This is a genomic window from Nostoc sp. (assembly GCF_036917935.1).
Classification (GTDB): Bacteria; Cyanobacteriota; Cyanobacteriia; order Cyanobacteriales; family Nostocaceae; genus Nostoc.
In genome coordinates this window covers 229,709-247,842 of sequence record NZ_JBALEL010000037.1, presented here as the reverse complement: position 1 = coordinate 247,842, position 18,134 = coordinate 229,709, and the positions used below count along the sequence as shown (strand labels likewise).

The 18,134-nt window shown below is 40.8% G+C and carries 21 protein-coding genes; 13 read left to right on the top strand and 8 right to left on the bottom strand.

The features are described 5' to 3' along the window. Positions 1-27: 27 nt before the first annotated feature. The 3 genes from V7K62_RS31585 to V7K62_RS16195 form a co-directional block, all read right to left on the bottom strand. Positions 28-306: an AbiU2 domain-containing protein gene (locus tag V7K62_RS31585; protein WP_442937302.1), complete on the bottom strand. Its 279-nt coding sequence runs from the start codon at positions 304-306 to the stop codon at positions 28-30. Beyond that, positions 293-682: an AbiU2 domain-containing protein gene (locus V7K62_RS16200; RefSeq protein WP_334865621.1), complete on the bottom strand. Its 390-nt coding sequence runs from the start codon at positions 680-682 to the stop codon at positions 293-295. Before V7K62_RS16200 ends, V7K62_RS31585 begins: the two co-directional genes overlap by 14 nt. A 353-nt stretch (positions 683-1,035) precedes the next feature. Then, entirely contained in the window at positions 1,036-1,419 is a 384-nt protein-coding gene (locus tag V7K62_RS16195; protein ID WP_334865619.1) for a surface-adhesin E family protein, read from the bottom strand. A 391-nt stretch (positions 1,420-1,810) separates the two neighbouring features. Between V7K62_RS16195 and V7K62_RS16190 the strand changes: the two genes are divergently transcribed. Both V7K62_RS16190 and V7K62_RS16185 read left to right on the top strand, forming a co-directional pair. Continuing rightward, positions 1,811-2,083: a hypothetical protein gene (locus V7K62_RS16190; protein ID WP_334865617.1), complete on the top strand. Its 273-nt coding sequence runs from the start codon at positions 1,811-1,813 to the stop codon at positions 2,081-2,083. Next, a complete protein-coding gene (locus V7K62_RS16185) occupies positions 2,080-2,445 on the top strand; it encodes a clan AA aspartic protease (RefSeq protein ID WP_334865615.1) in 366 nt (121 codons plus the stop codon). Before V7K62_RS16190 ends, V7K62_RS16185 begins: the two co-directional genes overlap by 4 nt. A 267-nt stretch (positions 2,446-2,712) precedes the next feature. On the opposite strand, the gene V7K62_RS16180 is transcribed toward V7K62_RS16185, so the two are convergent. Then, positions 2,713-3,546 carry an Rpn family recombination-promoting nuclease/putative transposase gene (locus tag V7K62_RS16180; protein WP_334865613.1) on the bottom strand — a complete coding sequence of 278 codons (834 nt, stop codon included), beginning with the start codon at positions 3,544-3,546 and terminating at the stop codon, positions 2,713-2,715. 246 nt (positions 3,547-3,792) lie between these two features. Here V7K62_RS16180 and V7K62_RS16175 point away from each other — a divergent pair, with 246 nt between their 5' ends. The 4 genes from V7K62_RS16175 to V7K62_RS16160 all read left to right on the top strand — a co-directional run bounded on the left by V7K62_RS16175 (position 3,793) and on the right by V7K62_RS16160 (position 7,933). Continuing rightward, on the top strand, positions 3,793-5,226 hold the full coding sequence (locus V7K62_RS16175) for a BCD family MFS transporter (RefSeq protein ID WP_334865612.1): 1,434 nt from the start codon (positions 3,793-3,795) through the stop codon (positions 5,224-5,226). Between the two features lie 63 nt (positions 5,227-5,289). Then, a complete protein-coding gene (locus tag V7K62_RS16170) occupies positions 5,290-6,096 on the top strand; it encodes an inositol monophosphatase family protein (protein WP_334865610.1) in 807 nt (268 codons plus the stop codon). 218 nt (positions 6,097-6,314) lie between these two features. Continuing rightward, positions 6,315-6,887 (top strand): hypothetical protein, encoded by a 573-nt coding sequence (locus tag V7K62_RS16165; protein WP_334865608.1) that lies wholly within the window; start codon positions 6,315-6,317, stop codon positions 6,885-6,887. An 89-nt stretch (positions 6,888-6,976) separates the two neighbouring features. Further along, a complete protein-coding gene (locus tag V7K62_RS16160) occupies positions 6,977-7,933 on the top strand; it encodes an MDR/zinc-dependent alcohol dehydrogenase-like family protein (protein WP_334865606.1) in 957 nt (318 codons plus the stop codon). Positions 7,934-8,093: 160 nt separating this feature from the next. Here the strand turns inward: V7K62_RS16160 and V7K62_RS16155 are convergent, their stop codons facing one another. The 4 genes from V7K62_RS16155 to petP all read right to left on the bottom strand — a co-directional run bounded on the left by V7K62_RS16155 (position 8,094) and on the right by petP (position 11,314). After that, entirely contained in the window at positions 8,094-8,381 is a 288-nt protein-coding gene (locus V7K62_RS16155) for a hypothetical protein (RefSeq protein WP_334865604.1), read from the bottom strand. Positions 8,382-8,696: 315 nt separating this feature from the next. Then, on the bottom strand, positions 8,697-9,761 hold the full coding sequence (chlG, locus tag V7K62_RS16150; protein WP_334865602.1) for a chlorophyll synthase ChlG: 1,065 nt from the start codon (positions 9,759-9,761) through the stop codon (positions 8,697-8,699). Between the two features lie 141 nt (positions 9,762-9,902). Further along, complete coding sequence (locus V7K62_RS16145; protein WP_334865600.1) at positions 9,903-11,003, bottom strand: Get3/ArsA fold putative tail anchor-mediating ATPase NosAFP; 1,101 nt, start codon at positions 11,001-11,003, stop codon at positions 9,903-9,905. A 119-nt stretch (positions 11,004-11,122) separates the two neighbouring features. Beyond that, positions 11,123-11,314 (bottom strand): cytochrome b6f subunit PetP, encoded by a 192-nt coding sequence (petP, locus tag V7K62_RS16140; RefSeq protein ID WP_292832168.1) that lies wholly within the window; start codon positions 11,312-11,314, stop codon positions 11,123-11,125. Positions 11,315-11,471: 157 nt separating this feature from the next. Here petP and V7K62_RS16135 point away from each other — a divergent pair, with 157 nt between their 5' ends. From V7K62_RS16135 to V7K62_RS16105, 7 genes are all read left to right on the top strand, one after another. Beyond that, positions 11,472-12,284, top strand: coding sequence for a Uma2 family endonuclease (locus V7K62_RS16135; RefSeq protein WP_334865595.1), 813 nt, complete (start codon positions 11,472-11,474; stop codon positions 12,282-12,284). Positions 12,285-12,302: 18 nt separating this feature from the next. Beyond that, positions 12,303-13,058 (top strand): Uma2 family endonuclease, encoded by a 756-nt coding sequence (locus V7K62_RS16130; RefSeq protein ID WP_334865593.1) that lies wholly within the window; start codon positions 12,303-12,305, stop codon positions 13,056-13,058. A 237-nt stretch (positions 13,059-13,295) separates the two neighbouring features. Beyond that, the gene (locus V7K62_RS16125; RefSeq protein ID WP_334866023.1) at positions 13,296-14,141 is read left to right on the top strand and encodes an ABC transporter permease; all 846 of its coding nucleotides are present in this window, start codon (positions 13,296-13,298) and stop codon (positions 14,139-14,141) included. Positions 14,142-14,203: 62 nt separating this feature from the next. Beyond that, positions 14,204-15,562, top strand: coding sequence for an ABC transporter ATP-binding protein (locus V7K62_RS16120; RefSeq protein WP_334865591.1), 1,359 nt, complete (start codon positions 14,204-14,206; stop codon positions 15,560-15,562). 14 nt (positions 15,563-15,576) lie between these two features. Beyond that, positions 15,577-16,299: an N-acetyltransferase gene (locus V7K62_RS16115; protein WP_334865589.1), complete on the top strand. Its 723-nt coding sequence runs from the start codon at positions 15,577-15,579 to the stop codon at positions 16,297-16,299. 7 nt (positions 16,300-16,306) lie between these two features. Beyond that, positions 16,307-17,515 carry an acyltransferase family protein gene (locus V7K62_RS16110; RefSeq protein WP_334865587.1) on the top strand — a complete coding sequence of 403 codons (1,209 nt, stop codon included), beginning with the start codon at positions 16,307-16,309 and terminating at the stop codon, positions 17,513-17,515. A gap of 137 nt (positions 17,516-17,652) precedes the next feature. Next, positions 17,653-18,081 (top strand): sugar 3,4-ketoisomerase, encoded by a 429-nt coding sequence (locus V7K62_RS16105; RefSeq protein ID WP_334865585.1) that lies wholly within the window; start codon positions 17,653-17,655, stop codon positions 18,079-18,081. The last annotated feature ends 53 nt before the right edge of the window (positions 18,082-18,134 follow it).

Genomic DNA, 18,134 nt, shown 5'->3' with positions numbered 1-18,134 from the left:
AAGCCAAAAGTAGTGACACTATTGGGGTTACTTTGATTTTGCTTGTCTTACTGACTTCAAAACTCTCTCGTAATCTTCCTCACCAATCATCCTTGAAGACCACGAGGATGCTCTAAATAGGTTTTCATAGGTATTAAAAATTTCAAACCCTCGTGAAATAAGTTCTTCCATCTCTCCCCAAAGAATAGGGTCGGAATTAATACTACCGTTCAGAATATACCTCTTGTCTATGTGGGCGAGCTGTTTGTCCCTGAAGTCAGTTAATTTCTTAACAAGCGGATTTGTTTGTTCACTAACGTACTCTATGATCTCGTTTCAGGCTTTCATCATCTGGTACTCTTTGCGTTTTAGATAGTTCATCAACAAATGGTCTATCTTTAATCCTTTCATAAAAATACTCTTTCTCAAATAATGGACGTTTTGCAGAAATAATATTAAGTAGCTTTTTGAGATTTAAACTATCTTTGTGCTGGTCGTACACTCGACACAACATGAGGATTGTGACAATGGCATGAGCATTAATTGTCAACTCCCAGAATACTGGATACTGATTCATTTCTGCATAATATTCTTCATTTGCTGCACTAAGGTTTGTATGCAAACGATTATGTATGGAGGCATTCACCAAATTATCGGCAATTGTATCTAGTAATTTTCCCAAATCAACACTACTTATTGTCATAATTCAGTTGTTCTAAAAAATAATTTCTTTTTCTATAAATATCGTTAAGACAGTTATCCATACATTCGCATAAAAAAATAGTAAGCTTTATCTTTCGGAATTAACCTGTTTTCAATGCGATTAAATGTAATTGGAATTATGAAAACTCTACTTGATAATTTCATGTCTTTAAGATATAATCTTAATTTTTGTAAATCTATTTATTGGGAATAATTCTGTTTAACAAGCATCTCCATAATATCATCAACACTAATCGAAAAAGCTTTAAGAGTTTCTTTGATAGCAGCTTGTGAATTCATTGTACTTTTCTGATTTTTTCATCTGCTCTCTATAAAAAACTTATCAATTGCCAGTTAGCGAGAGCAGACAGCTTTAAAAATTTCTTCACCCATAGTACCAGGAACAAATTTGTTTAGAGGCCCATTATCTCCATCGTTCATACTGAAAATGACTTGACCTCTGTTGTTATAAGAAATTAATTGCCTTATGCGATAGGTACGATTACGGCAGTCTGTAGAGTCAAAGGATTTTGTGGAAATAACTCCGGTTTCATCAGGTTGTACTTCTTCTCTCATTCTCCAATACCACGCTATGGCTCCTCGTTTTTCATACGACTCATTATCAACAAAAATACGAGAACCGTCCAATGCTACACTAACTAAAACCCAATCAGCGGCCAATGCAGTCGAAGGAAATGCTATTAAGGAAGCAATTGCTAATCCTAGAATTCGTTTCATAAAATTGATATCTTAATTAAAAGTTTTGCGTGGTTAAAATCTGATTTTTGCCTACAAGAGTATAACTGCCTTTTAGCAGGTTTATCAGCTACTATATTTTATCTGTCTATTACCTCGAGCTGGTTTAGTAATTCTGCTAGTTAATTTATAAAGGAAGTATGAATTTCTATTAAATGTCCTATGTAAACAACCCTGTTGGAGCAGACTGCCAAGAGATATTGGTTCTATAAAGTTTCTTACTTTAGTTTTTGTTCAAGCTTTTTTACCATCTGCCGCTTTGAGGCGATCGCTCTTCCCAATTCCTACAGAATCAAGCATTGCTCTCTAACCTATATAGCTTCTGCTCTACAATGAAGTGAAGAATCTAGCACCTTAAACAGGGGATTTATTTATGTCCCACCCTACCCTCAGTAGCCAAGAAGTCGCCCGACGTGGAAAGGAACTCTATGAAAGAAGTATCCGTGCCAAAGTTGAGACACAAGAGAACATTGGCAAAATTATCTCGATTAATGTTGAAACAGGAGATTACGAAATCGGTGATGATTTAGTCGAAACAAGTCTTCGATTACGAAAAAAGCAAACCGATGCAGCACTTTGGGGAGAAAGAATTGGTTTTGATGCCGTTTACGCAGTTGGTGGTACATTGCTCAGGACGGCACAGTGATACACGGGACTGTAGTTGGACTTCAGGCAAGAATGAGTCTGATTATTCTTCCTCCAGAACATTCGAGTGTAGAAATCGAATGTGTTATTGATACAGGGTTTGAAGGGTTCTTAACCTTGCCGCCTTCTGTCATTGCTGCTCTTGGCTTGCCCTACCTCATCAACATCAACGCAAACCTCGCTAACAATTCCAGTGTGGAAACCGATGTTTATTTGGCAACTATTGTATGGAATGGTGTAGAGCGTAATATTGCAGCGCTAATGGGTCGTCGTCCACTCATTGGAACTGCGCTGCTTGAAGATTATCATCTCAGTATAGATTTTTGTGAGGGTGGTACGGCTCTGGTGGATGAAATTCTATGACCTTCTGCCAGAAGTGTGCAGTAGCGACGCAGCATAACAATTTTTCTGTATTACGTTTTTTTGCTTCATACCAAAGCATGGTATGAGCTTATTTTCTTATGCTTCCCATTTGGGCATCAGATGCGATCGCCTCCGATGAAGTCATGAGCATCTTAATCTGTCATATTTTGGCGCGATCGCTCTGAAAACCATAAAAAGGCAATTGAGGATTTTAATCAAGCTCTCCTCATTTTGCAAAAATATGACAACAGACATGAAATGACCATTCTATGTGTTTTGCTGTGCCGCAATCTGGATAGCTTCTATATCAACATTGAGGTGTTGAGCAATCTGCTCCACACTCATCCCTGTTTTTAGTAACAGAGGCACGGTAAGTTTCAACATTTCAGCTTTCTGTTCTTCTCGACCTTCTTCTCGACCTTCTACTCGACCTTCTTCTCGACCCTCGGCTTTCGCTTCCTGATAAACCCTTGTCTGCTCCAAAGTCAATCCCAGCATAGCTTCAACTTCCTCTCTACTCAAGGTCGAAAACTTATAAACGGCGATTGTGGTGATGATGTCTAGTATTTCGTTTTGCGGCAGTGTGTCCGTTTCTTCTAATTTTACTCGCTCAATCAATTGCTTTGCTTGCTCTGCCATCACTTCATCAGATGCTAGAGTCAACTGCATCAAGTTGATACCTATTGGCTGCTGATTAGTCGCGCCTAACTCATCTAAATAGATTCGCTGCACTTGGTCGCTGTTGAGAAATATTCGATGAGTTTTTTGATCCCTTGGTTCCAATGAGCGTGATGAAAAAATTACTACACAGAACCAGTCATCGTACTGAGAACGATTCCGGTTCAGGTACATCAGCGACTCGGTAAAGAACCGATGGTAAAGGGCTTCATCTCTTTGGAATTGAACTTCAGCAAAAAAGATCACCCTGGATGTTGCATCCTCTGGAGGTAAAAATACACCATCGATGCGAAAAGCGGTTTCTTTGACTTCAGGTGATTCAAATCTATAGTTTTGCCCTTGCAGAGGAGGATTATCAACCAGTTCAAAGAGCAACCCAGGAAAGCGCTTAAAAATTTGATAGTAAATGGAGTCTCGTTTCACTATTTCATCCTAAAATTCTCTGGTTATCCGTAGGCGTAGCCCGTCGTAGACATCGCGGATTTCAAACAAGCTCTAAAGATTTGTACTTCAACTGTTGCATGGTTGAGGCTTTCTTAGTTTCTTAAATGCAAAATTTCTTGCAAAATCGCAACTTCAACTTTTCGTTCGCTGATTTCGAGCGGGTAGGGTTTATCTTTATTTAAAGAGAGAGAGATTAAATCCTATAAATCATCCAAAAAAGTAGCTATGGCAAGTGGTGAAGTATTTGATACCAAAACAAAATCCCTATCTGTGCCAAGGGTAAACCTGCTAACCATGTTTCGGCTGGGTTTATTTCAGATGGGGTTGAGCATGATGTCAATTTTGACTCTGGGAGTACTCAACAGAGTCATGATTCAAGAAATAGCAATTCCGGCGACGCTGGTATCAGTAGTTCTAGCACTGCCCTTATTTGTTGCTCCTTCCCGTGTCTGGTTCGGCCAGATTTCCGATGCCAAGCCGTTATGGGGATACCACCGCACAGCTTATGTTTGGGTGGGCGCGGCAATATTTGCGATCGCAGCCTTTTTAGCTATACAAGTAATGTGGCAGCTTAATATTGCTGGAAATAGTACGGGAACTTGGGTATGGACAACCCAAACAATCGGCTGGACTGCGCTTCTGTCTACTATCTTCGCTATATACGGCCTAGGAATTTGTGCTAGCGGTACTGCTTTTGCTGCTTTGTTGGTGGATATATCTGAAGAAGATAACCGTTCCAAAGTAGTCGGTGTGGTTTGGTCAATGCTGATGGTGGGGATTATTTTGGGGGCGATTATTAGTGCCAAGTTACTACAGCCATTAACACTAGGCGCTTCCATCGCAACCTTGCAGCCAGCAATCAACAGGTTGTTTTTTATCGTCCCAGCAATTGTATTTGGTTTGGCGATCGCAGCGACATTCGGCGTAGAAAAAAAGTACTCCCAATACTCAACCCGTTCCACACTGATAAACCGGGAAGATAGCATTACTCTAAGCAATGCTTGGAAAATATTGACAGCTAGCCCACAAACAGGTGTGTTTTTCACCTTTTTATTGGTGATGACTATCAGCTTGTTTATGCAAGACCCGATTTTGGAACCTTATGCGGGTCAAGTGTTTAAAATGCCCATAGCGGAAAGTACCAAATTAAATATTTTTTATGGAATGGGTCTACTGATTGCCTACGGTGTTACGGGCTTTTACATTGTCCCGCGTTTGGGTAAACGCAGAACTGCACGTCTAGGCTGCATGTTGGTAGCATTCTGTGCAATATTGCTAGGTATATCAGGATTCACAGCTAATGCAGCAGTTCTCAAACTAGGTTTGTTCTTTTTCGGTTTAGCCACAGGTTTCTTAACTACGGCAGCAATTAGCTTGATGTTGGATCTGACCGCAGCAGAAGCCGCAGGTACGTTTATTGGGGCATGGGGATTAGCGCAGTCCCTTTCTAGAGGTGTGGCGGTAGTAATCGGAGGTACAGTTTTGGATATTGGACGCAAGTTTTTACCAAGTCTAGAGTTAGCTTATGGACTGGTATTCGTTCTAGAAGCCGTGGGAATGGTGGTGTCGATTTGGTTTCTGAATCGGGTGAATGTGGCAGAATTTCAAACAAGTACAAAGCTGGCGATCGCATCTGTTTTGGAAAGCGATTTAGATTAAACTGTATAGGGCATGGGGCATTGGGCATGGGACAAATGACAAATGACTAATGACTAATAACCAATGAATGATTTTTGGACAACAATTCTTGATTTTGCCCAAACTACCACTACTAGAGTGGGCAAGCAGCTAATGCAAGATTTTGGGCAAGTACAGGCTTCGCAAAAAGCTGATGGTAGTTTGGTGACGCAAGCAGATAAGTGGGCAGATCAGGAAATTCGGGATGCGATCGCTTCTAATTTTTCTGGTTACGGCATTTTGAGCGAAGAGAGCGATCAGTCATTTCCCGGTACTGAGTGGTGCTGGGTAATTGATCCTCTCGACGGTACAACCAATTTCACGCGCGGCATTCCCATCTGGACAATATCTCTGGGTTTACTGTATCGAGGCACACCCATTTTCGGGTATGTTTACGCACCAACCTTGAATCAAGCTTTTCATGGTTTCTGGGCGGGTTCATCTGGTTTAGTAACACCATCTGGGGCATTTCTCAATCATCACCCCATCCACAGCAGTGGTGATAATCCCAGCAATAATCACTTTTTTAACCTCTGTTCTCGTAGTACCGCAGTTATCCAAAAAGGCTTTCCCTGCAAAATTCGGATGTTGGGTGTGGCTAGCTATAACTTTTTGATGGTTGCAACTGGAGCAACATTAGGTGGTATTGAAGCGACACCAAAAGTTTGGGACTTAGCCGGGGCTTGGGTAATTGTTCAGGCTGCTGGTGGCGTCTGGTCATCACTTAAATCAGAACCGTTTCCGTTGTCACCGGGAGAAGATTATAGCGATCGCTCTTTTCCCACCCTTGTTGTCAGTCGTCCCGAATTAGTTCCGGTATTTCAACCTTTTCTCGAAGGCGTAAAAATTTAATTTGCCGCTATCATACCTGTAAACAGTGATTTTTTCACCCAGCTTAGGGACAGCGGCAGATTGATATTAATTAAACTTAACAAGACCCTAGTCAAACAAAGAATTTAGTATAAATAAAGCTGGTAATAATCCTGATTTAAGTACAAGACCAATGTAGTTATTAATTTAAGTAGTGTTGTGGCTTTCATCACACTGGTTAATTTAGTATAAAAAATTTTATGTTGTCTAATCTAGATTTAATCCGAGAGTTTGTGCAAAACTCTATCCAGAAAAAAGACGTTTTGTTGTCAAATCCTGCTTTGACAGCGCAAACAGTGTATAAGACTAACCAGCTGTCAGCAAAAGCCGAAGGTGTGATTGTCACTGTCCAATTATCTAACACCCTATCTGAATTCTCGATTTCTCCAAAATCATCCCAGTGGGAATTGATAAATCAGGCATTAGCAGAATATGGTTATCTCCTCAAAGGAGAAGTAGATAGTCGGGGTTTCTATCAGTATCAATACTGCGAAGTTCCCAAAGGCTATGAAATGCACTGTACTAAATGTGTACTTCTATGGCGAGCTTGGTGGAAATATCGTAAGTATACTTCAAGACTAGGGATTCCGCTGGAACTTCTGATTAGAACACGAGACTCCTGGTATCCAATTAGAGATTTAGTTATTAGCGACGGACTTCTTTATATCAAAACCTTGGGAAGTGAGATCGCACTTGGCTCAGATGACTTAGTTACTTGGTTAAGCAAAATTGATGTAACCAAAATTAAAGAAATACCTACTACAGAGACATAGGGTGTGGGGGTACAGATGTACGCCCTTATATTTGTAAAAATTTTTCAAAGTAGTATGACAACATAATTAGGCAAAGGACGTGAAGAAAAATGAAAGGACTTTGGCTCGAAAATAACCAGTTGCAATTACGCACAGATATTCCTATTCCTGAACCACCACTAGGAGAAGCCTTAGTACGTGTCTTGCGTGCGGGTATCTGTAATACTGACCTGGAACTACTCAGAGGCTACTATCCCTACACTGGTATTTTAGGTCATGAATTTGTCGGCATTGTTGAACAAGGGCCAGAACACTTAGTTAACCAGCGCGTAGTTGGAGAAATCAACGCTGTTTGTGGGCATTGTCGATTTTGTCGTAGTGGACAACCAACTCACTGCGAAAATCGTACAGTTCTAGGTATTGTCAACCGCCACGGCGCCTTTAGTGAATATCTCTGTTTGCCGATAGAGAATCTGCATTCCGTACCTGATAATGTGCCGACAGAAGTAGCAACATTTACTGAACCTATAGCAGCAGCTTTGGAAATTCAGCAGCAAGTGCCATTGCGTCCAAATGACCGGGTGCTAGTGGTTGGAGATGGCAAACTAGGGCAGTTGGTAGCCCAGACACTAGCTTTAACTGGCTGTGAACTATTAGCTGTAGGCCGTCATCGAGACAAACTGGCTAACTTAGAGGCACGGGGAATAAAAACGAGTCTAGCCGACGCTGTTACAGATGGATATTTCGATATCTCAGTAGAATGTACTGGCAACCCAGAAGGATTTGCGATCGCCCGCCGCGCCCTACGTCCCCGTGGTACTCTTGTACTGAAAAGTACTTATGCTGGCAACCTCAGCTTAGATGCTTCCTCGTTAGTAGTGGATGAAATCACCCTTATCGGCTCCCGTTGTGGCCCCTTTGCCCCAGCCCTCCAGCTACTAGCCACGGGACAAGTAGATGTGCAACCCCTAATTCATGCTACCTATCCCCTAATTGAAGGGCTTGCAGCTTTTGAACACGCTCAAAGTCGGGGTGTTTTAAAAATATTGTTAGAGATTGGTCAATAGTCATTGGGCATTGGGCATTGGTTATTCTCCTTCTCCCCCTCATCTCCCCCACTCTTTTTCTTCTCTACGAGACGCGGCGCGTCGCTTGCTTCCCTGCAAGGGTACAATTTGGAATTTGGAATTTGGAATTTGGAATTTGGAATTGATTTGTCCCCAGTCCCTAATAAAGATAAGGATTCGTCTTCGGTTGATAGTCCGAACAATCGATCGCTTGTTCTGTATTGGCAATAGATGGGCGTACAGTACATTTAAGACGGTAATTGTCGGTAAAAAATTGGCAACCAGTACAGGGGATTTGATGCATAAGCTTGGCTGTAGTCACACTATCTCGCGCTGCCGCCCAGAGACTCAAAACAACGAGAATAATTACAGTCCAAGCAACGACAAAGCAAATTGGGACTAAAAAAGGTTGAATCCCATGAATGAGGAAAGATATCAGTTTAAACACGGTATGTCATGATACAAATTAGGAGTTAGAAGTATATTAACTCCTAACTCCTAATTCCTAACTTCTCACTAGAGAAGTATAAGGTGAACTACCCCAAACTATAGACGGATGTAGCTCTCCCAATTCATCGGGAATAGCCTCCAGGACTCCGTAATTCTATTGGTCTGACATTCCCTCCAAGGGCAGAAGTCATGGCTGCCAAGACCCAAATCTTTTTCTTCTCCCAAGGGGAGACGCCAAGGGCGATGCAACATCTACCTATCAGCTTGGTTTTCGCTTGTGGCATTGATGGTCAAGATAGTAATTATCTTACCATTAAACCCCAGCATGACCGAGCGCTAAACCAGTGACAAGCATTCCCAGAACAAGGAAAGGTTGGGCGCTGGCTTGGTACTTAACATCATTCTTCACAGGATCGCGCAAGAAATACATATCCTGCAAGGTGATTTGTGGGATGATTAACAATACTAGTATTGCTGCATACAAATTCTCATGGATGCTGACGAGATAAGCTGCAATAAATCCTTGAAAGACATCAATTGTCACTACACAAATCCAGGATGCGGCGGTGATGCCAAACATTACAGGTAGTGAATTTAATCCTAACTGGCGATCGCCTTCTACACTCTTAAAATCATTGACAATGGCAATGCCCAATCCAGCCAAGCTGTAGAACATTGTCAAAATAACGATTGTGGAATTCAGTTCACCAAACAAAGCGTGTCCTGTAGACCAAGGTAGGGTGATATAGCTTGCACCCAAGGCGTAGCTACCCAGCCAGCCGTTTTGTTTGAGTTTCAGGGGAGGTGCAGAATAAATGTAAGCGATAAAAGAACCGATAATCGCGATCGATGTAATTGTCGGGAATTCATCACCAGACCACACATCTAGCACAAACGCCAAACCAATCCCAGCAATCAGTAATACCCAAATCTGAATAATTACCTGGGGTAGGGGAATTGCTCCAGAGGGGATGGGGCGATAAGGTTCATTGATGGCATCGATTTCGCGATCGTAGTAATCATTGAGGATCTGGGTGTAACCTGTCATCAATGGCCCAGCCAGCAGCATACAGGTTGCTACCTTCAAAACATTTTCCAGCGTCCAAGTATAGTTACCGGAAGAAGCCGCACCACAGACTACGCCCCAAATGAGGGGAATCCAGGTAATCGGCTTCATGAGCTGCAAACGAATTTTCCAAATTGAAGTTTCCCCAGACGCTGCACCTTTCATCCCCAACAGTTGCCTAGTTTTCGCACTGCTAGAGGCAGATCCGATCGCGCTTGGCGGAGCCATCACTTGCTCATTGAGATTATTTGCTACTGAGTCTAGTACCTCAGATGGGTTGGGGTCAGGGGTAATGGGAGTTGATTCTGACATAATATTTACTGATTAATAGGGTATTGGGCATGGGGCATTGGGCAATTCAATTTTGGATTTTAAATTTTGGATTAAATTTCAATCTAAAATCCAAAATCTAAAATCTAAAATTCTTGTTCCTCCACTCCCCATTCCCATAACTTAAAACGAAATTATCAAATAATTATTCTGAAACTTTGCTCCAACAACAGGTCTACCACTCAGAGCCGGGGGTAAGGGAATATTGCGCCGCTGATCTCCTGCTTCTATCGTGACTTCTGGCCCATATTGGGTTAGCTTTACCTGCTTTTTGTCAAATCCTGGCAAGAATAAGCGTACTTGACGATTGTGGATGTCTATTTCAATTGGTTTGGGAGCCTGTAACGCTTGTACTTCAAAGTTGGGTAGGGCGTTTATCAGTGGTTGCCAGTCACCTGTTGGCGAGTCGGGAACGACGCTCACAGGTAGGGGGATAAATTCCTCTGACAGGTTGACGTTTGTCTCACTAGACACAAGCAGAACACCACCCACAGTTAAACCGATTTGTTGAGCGCTACCCCACAAATAACGAGCATTTGCTACCTCAATGGGATCTCCTGTTGTCACCAAGAAAGCAGCGAGACGCTTGGGATCAGCAAGGGCGGCTCTGCCCTTTTCTAAAAAATTATTGACTTGGTTAGTGGGCCCTGCAAAGTTATCTGCTGTCCAGTTGACATTGAAAAAACTGCTAATCAGTGGTTGAATCAAGGGTGATTCAGTAATCGTCCTTCCCAAATCGGAGCTGACAAACAATTGCCGAAATCGCCGGACATACCAACTGAGAGATTCTGGCAAACCCAACATTCGCAACGTTAAAGAGTCACCCGTGCCATCGTAGACGATCGCATCATATTTGCCACTGGCATCATATTCGCGGATAGCATTTAGGGCTAGGGCGCTGTCCATCCCCGGCAATACTACCAGTTCTTGACCAAAAACGTCTTTGAAGATGGGCGTGCGGAGATATTGCGCCTCAAGTTTCTTCGCTTCGTCCCAGTTGCGTTCTAGTAGTACAGATGCTTGAAACTGGACTGCTTGCAGATTGGGAGCGATTTCCTGGGGATCAGCAGCAATGGGAGTACCCAGCAGAATTGGCAATGTTGGTTCTGCTTGTCCTGCTAGAAGTACGCGCTTGCCTTGACTTGCCAATAATTTGGCGGCGGCGATCGCAATTTTGGTACGAGCGGTGCCGCCTTTGCCCAAAAATGTCAATATTAGAGCCATTACTTGATTCCTATTTTCACCGCCGAGCTTTTCAACTCCAACTTAGCACTCAATAAAGACTCTGAGCTTGTGCTTTCAACTTCAGAGTCCCAGAAAAACCCGGTTCTGAGTTATTCCGACTACACAGGTTTGATTTCATCTTCAAAAAACCAGGTGGAAGTGTTGTCGTCAAACACCACCACTACACCGATTCCACCACCATCAGTGACTTTGTAGCCTTGGATAATACCCACTTGTCCGAGTTTTTTCACAACGGGGGGAGAAACGCGATCGCGCAAACGAAAGACTTTAACCTTTTGTCCGATTTCCATGCCTAATTACAATGCAATAAACCTTCGTCTCAGTGTACCGGAATCCGTGACTCTGCTCTCACAAATTCAGGGGAGATGAGAGAGATTAGGGAGAAAATTCCAAACTGTTGACCTAACAGCTTAAAATTAAATCAACAATCAAACAGGTACATACCCAATGTTTGTCACAGCGCAACAGCTAGAACAGCAGATGCCCGATGCAACTCGGTTGTTAAGTGATGAGCCGGAGATGGAAACTTCATTGCACTATATGCAGCTACTGCTGCTAGTAACTTGTCTGGAGTGGCTGTGGCGTGACTGTAATGATTTCTTTATAGGTGCGAATCAAACAATTTATTTTAGCCGTCAGCAGTTGCGAAATCGAGATTTTCGAGGCCCAGACTTTTTTTTGGTCAAAGACACCGAAAAGCGATCGCGCAATTCCTGGGTAGTCTGGGAAGAAGACGGTCGTTATCCAGATTTGATTATTGAATTACTTTCTGAAAGTACGGCTGATATTGACCGGAATTTAAAGAAAAATCTCTATGAAAATCGATTTCACACACCAGAATATTTTTGGTTTTCGCCGGAGAATTTGGAATTTGCGGGTTTTGAATTGGTAGGCAACAAGTATCAGGAAATTACACCAAATGCGCGGGGATGGTGTTGGAGCGATGTGCTTAGGCTCTATTTAGGCGTAGAAGGAGGTAAATTACGCTACTTTACACCCGATGGTGATTTAGTTCCAACACCAGAGGAAGCTGCTATTGCAGCGCAACAGGTGGCTATTGCAGCCCAGCAACAAGCATCAGAAGCGCAGCAACAAGCATTAGAAGCCCAGCAACAAGCATCAGAAGCGCAGCAACAAGTATCAGAAGCACAGCAACAGGCATCTGAGGCACAATTGCGGTTGGAACAAGAACGGCTGCGATCGCAACGGTTGGCGGAACATTTGCGATCGTTAGGAGTTAATCCAGATAGCTTGAGTTAAGTAACAAAGGTAGTAGTCATGCATCAAACAGATCCACCGCGTTCGCCACAAGAAACCATGCCGACGATGTATGATTTACCCAGTGAATTAATAGGGGAATCAGGTTTGCCAGATGAATTTCACCGCATTCAGGCAGATTTGCTCAGTGAGACTTGTCAACCCCTCACTTATCCATCTGAGGAAACTTTACTTGCTAGTGACTTAAATCTTTACTACGACCCCCGCCATACTTCGTGGTACAAGCGTCCTGATTGGTACATGATTTTAGGAGTACCTAGTGCTAGCCAACAGCAAGACCTACGCTTAAGTTACGTCACTTGGCAAGAGGGGATTGATCCATTTTTAGTAGTTGAATTACTTTCACCAGGTACAGAACAAGAAGACTTAGGAAAAACACTGCGGGAAGTAAACCGACCCCCAACAAAGTGGGAAGTATATGAACGCATTTTGCGGGTTCCCTACTACGTTGTCTACGATCGCTATAAAAATCGCTTGCGTGCCTTTAAACTCATAGGCACTCGCTACGAGGAAATATCTTTACCAGAGAACCGCTTCTGGTTGGAAGAGTTAGAACTAGGATTGGGTCTTTGGCAAGGCACTTATCAGCAGACAACGGGTTTGTGGTTACGTTGGTATAACGCAGCAGGTTGGGTGCCGACGCGAAGAGAACAAGCAGAACAAGAGCGCCAACGGGCTGAACAAGAACATCAACGGGCAGAGCGATTGGCAGAATATTTGCGATCGCAGGGAGTCGATCCGGATAGCTTGAGTTAAGCAAAAACTTGCTCCCTTGACAAATAAAGCAGCATTATCGACAAAAATTATATTTGTAGTCAAAAAACACTTGGGAATAGCCGATTTATTGTACAATCACCAAGACAATTTAGGTATTATTTTCTAGTACCGATATATTTTCGAAAGAATACAAGCGTACTTTGATAGCTATGAAGCTTTCTGGAGAGGAATTAGGTGTGTAGATAGGGAAGGACTAAGGATAAAATGTTACAAAAAATGCAAGTATTTGTACATAAGGCAGGGAAGCTTAGGCGCATTCTGCCGATAAATGAACGGTTGTGGGTAAAGTTTGACTTACTCAGAACTTTGGTGCGTCGGGATTTAGAGGCGCGGTATAAGGGTTCTGTTTTGGGCAATTTGTGGCCTTTACTAAATCAGCTATCACAATTATTGATTTACACTTATGTGTTTTCGATTGTACTAAAGGTAAAGTTAACTCTCAAAGGTTTACCAGAAAATAACTTCATCTTTGGTTTATGGTTGTTTGCGGGTTTGCTTCCCTGGATTGCTTTTACAGGGGGTTTGATGCAGTCTGCTAGTTCAGTTATAGTACAGCCCAACTTAGTCAAGAAGATTGTATTTCCCCTAGCTTTGTTACCAATTGTGCCAGTTTTATCAACGTTTATTGAGAGTTCCTTTGGTTTAATGGCGTTGATTTTTTTTGTAGCGGTAAGTTCTCATACTTTACATCCTACTTTGGCGCTATTACCCTTGGTATGGCTAACACAGTTATTACTAACAGCAGGATTGGGTTATTTAGCAGCAGGGCTAACGGTATTTTTGCGAGATATACCGCAGACTTTAACAGTGATTTTAAATCTTTGGTTATATCTGACACCAATTGTTTATCCAGCGTCAGCAATTCCCGAAAAATGGCGGGGATGGGTATTTTGGTTAAATCCTATGACGGCTATAGCTGAAGTTTATCGCGACTTAATTTTACTTGGGGAGGTTAAACATTGGTATGAGTGGGGAGTTGCTACTGCGATCGCCGCGATCGTATTTTATTGTGGATTTTCCATGTACAAACGTTTGCGTCCCGCCTTTGCTGATGTATTGTAAATATGGCAAATTAATTGCTTTTTAATTGTGGTGTGAAAGTTTTGAGGATTGACAGCAAAAGCATGGGAGAAAAAATTGCAATTTCCCTAAAAAATGTCTCGAAGTGCTACAAGCGATATACTCATCCGGTTGATCGGCTAAAAGAGCTGCTCTTACCAGCAAAAACTTATGCTCAAGAGTTTTGGGCAGTGCGGGATGTCTCTTTTGAGGTGATTAAAGGTGAGACTATGGGCATTATCGGACGCAATGGTGCGGGTAAATCCACACTCCTGCAACTGATTTGCGGAACTTTGACCCCAACGAGTGGAGAACTGCAAGTTAATGGCAGAGTTGCAGCTCTGCTAGAGTTGGGTGCTGGTTTTAATCCAGAATTTACAGGTAGAGAAAATGTCTATATGAATGGCGCAATCATGGGCCTTTCTAGACAAGAGGTGGATGAGCGCTTCGATCAGATTGCTGCTTTTGCTGATATTGGAGATTTTATCGATCAGTCGGTTAAGACATATTCCAGTGGGATGTATGTACGGCTGGCTTTTGCATCAGCAATTCATGTTTACCCTGATATTTTAATTGTGGATGAAGCTTTGGCTGTAGGAGATATGTTCTTTCAGGCAAAGTGCATGGCGCGGATGCGTCAAATGATGGATTCGGGAGTTACAGTACTTTTTGTTAGTCATGATATAGGTTCGGTCAAAAGTCTTTGTCAGCGATGCGCTTTTATAGAACACGGTCAACTAATAAATATTGGGAAAGCTTCACTAGTAGTAGACAATTATTTAAATAATATTCGTAAGACTACTAATCAAGAATTAAAAAAACAATTATTAGAAACAGTAACCAATGTAGAAACCCTTTCTAATAATTTATACCAGCAGCGAAATAATCAATTAAAAATAACCTCAGATTTTGAAATTTTAGTCAAAACTGATCGAGAAGTCAATTTTGGTGATGGTACTTACCGTTATGGAGATGGCGGAGCCAAGTTATTAGATATAAAAATCTTGAATAGTCAACACCAAGTAACAGAGCAGTTAGACTACAAAGAAGATTTTTATATTCAAGCTTCTATTTTATTTGAAAAAGAATTTTCCACTTTTTGTGCTGGATATTTAATTAAAGACTTAAAGGGAATTGAGATTATTGGTAGTACAACTACTACTGAAAATCTTGATATGCCTGCTGTACAACCAGGAGAAGTATATATTATTGAGACGAAAACACTCAATATTTTGAATGAGGGAATTTACACAATAGTTTTTGGAGTAGAATTACCAGTCATGCCTAATGAGCAACATATTTATCTAGATATAGTAGACAACTGTGTAGTATTTAAAGTTAATGCTCCGATGAATCCAATGCACCGATTTTGGTCAAGGGCTTATGCTCCTGTCAAAATCGATTTCACGAAAATTAGCGAGTAAAGTTTTTCATAAATATGATTAGTAAAACTGCTGTAGTAGAAACCAGTTTAATTGGGAATAATACAGAAATCAAAGATTTTGTAGTTATTGCTGCGGATGTCAGATTAGGAAATAATGTAATTATTCATCCTCATGTAACTATTGAATCAGGCGTTGTCATTGGCAATGGAGTAGAAATATTTCCAGGAGCTTATCTAGGAAAAGAGCCAAAAGGAGCGGGTGCAACCGCAAGAAAGCAGGAGTTTAGAAAAGAGTTATTCATACATGATAATTGTTCTATCGGGCCTAACTGTGTAATTTATTATGATGTTGAGATTGGTAAAAATACTTTAATTGGTGATAATGCTTCGATTAGAGAAAAAGTAAAAATTGGTGAATTCTGTATTCTGAGCCGAGGGGTGACTATTAACTATAATACCAAGATTGGCAACCGGACAAAAATTATGGATCTAACCCACATTACGGGTAATTGTGAAATTGGTGATGATGTCTTTATTAGCGTGCTAGTTGCTACAACTAATGACAATGCTATTGGTAAACTTGGATATGATGAAGAACGTATTCAAGGGCCAAAAATTAGTAACAAAGTAGCTATTGGTGCAGGAGCTAATATTCTTCCTGGAGTATACCTTGGAGAAGATTCTATTATTGCTGCGGCATCAGTAGTCAACAAGGATGTTCCTCCTGGGAAGATGGTTGCAGGTAATCCGGCAAGAGTAATTAAAACTATTAGTTGATTAAGTAATGCTTCCAACTATCCGAACAGATATTAATAATTCTAATCATTTAGATGCACTACTTGTTCTGCGTGGTTTTGCATGTTTAATGGTAGTAATTCCTCACTGTAGCCCTCCTAGAAATGCGATTTTTTATAAAGGTTATGACCTGAGTTGGCTAACATTTAGTCCAGGAGGTGTAGGCGTCTGGATTTTCTTTTCTCTGTCAGGATATTTAATGGGTAAAGCTTTTTACACTGAACGTTATACTGCCGATGTACCAGGAGTTATCAATTTTTGGCGTAACCGATTGTTGAGAATCTGTCCTCTCTATTATTTTGCTGTATTGATTTTGGCTCTATTCGTTTATACCGATATTCTTAAAATAGAAAACTGGGGATATTTGTTTAGAATAATTACGTTCACATATAATCAGTCATTGCCACCAACATGGAATGGAGCGATGTGGTCTTTGTCAACAGAAGTACAGTTCTACATACTTGTTCCCTTCTTATACATTCTTCTGTTACATCGTTTAGTTAGTAGAAAACAGATTTTCATTACAGCTATTCTCATCATTTTTTTTACTTTTGTTGTCAAGCTTATATTTTGGATTAGTTTACGTCATCAAATTAGTGAGGAAATCAAATACGTAATTCAATATTCCTATACTCCATTAGTGACAAATATGGATTTGTTCTTGTGTGGTTTTATAGTGAATGGATTACTTTTTCATCATAAAAAAATGAAAGTACCTCAATCATATATGAAATATTTCGCTGTTATATTGCTCATTACTCTTTATATATTGACTGCTCATCACTTATATCATCAAGAGCTATGCAATTTACCAGAGCGTGCTGGCAAAGGTATAAGGACATTTACAAGCTTTTTTATTTGGCAACCAATAACTGCATTAATCACATCTTTTTTCATATTTGTATTTGAATTTGACATTTATCAACCTTCAATAAAAAATGAAACTTTATCATTTAGCGCTATCTTAAGAAATCCATTAAGAGTTATGGAGTTGTTTGGAAATCTATCATATGGTGTATATATATGGCATCTACCAATTGTCACAAAAATTAGTACTATATTTACATCACAAATCCCTATTGAGGCATTTTATAGAAGGTTAATTGCTACTCTCATTTTATCAACTTTGTTAGCATCTATTACATACTTTATAATAGAAGTTGCATCTAGTAGGTGGAAGACATACCAAAAGATTTAAATTATCAAATATTAGTCAATATCTATAGGGCGAAAGGTAGTAGAAATTAGTAAATTATATTTAGTTGAAATTGATAAAATATTTAAAATTCTTGGATAAAATTATTACGACTTATTTTTTAATCAGAAAAACTATTTATGATTGTTAACTGTAAAATTATTGATTTTCCTAAAATCACCGACCCACGAGGAAACTTAACTTTCATTGAAAGTAAAAGGCACATTCCATTTGAGATTCAGCGAGTTTACTACTTATATGATGTTCCTGGAGGTGCTGAACGAGGCGGACATGCCCATAAAGAGTTACAGCAATTGATTATTGCTATGTCTGGAAGCTTTGATGTAATTTTAGATGATGGTTATGAGCAAAAACGCTACCACCTGAATCGCTCCTATTATGGACTCTACATCTGTCCTATGATCTGGAGAGAAATTGACAACTTTTCCTCTGGTTCTGTCTGTATGGTTTTAGCTTCTACTTTTTATGACGAAGCTGACTATTACAGAGATTACCAGGAATTTATAGCAAATGTACGAGTGGAGAGTAATGAAACTGCTATTTCTTGATTTCAAAACTTGTTATCTCGAACTTAAAAAGGAAGATTAAGATTTACCCAATT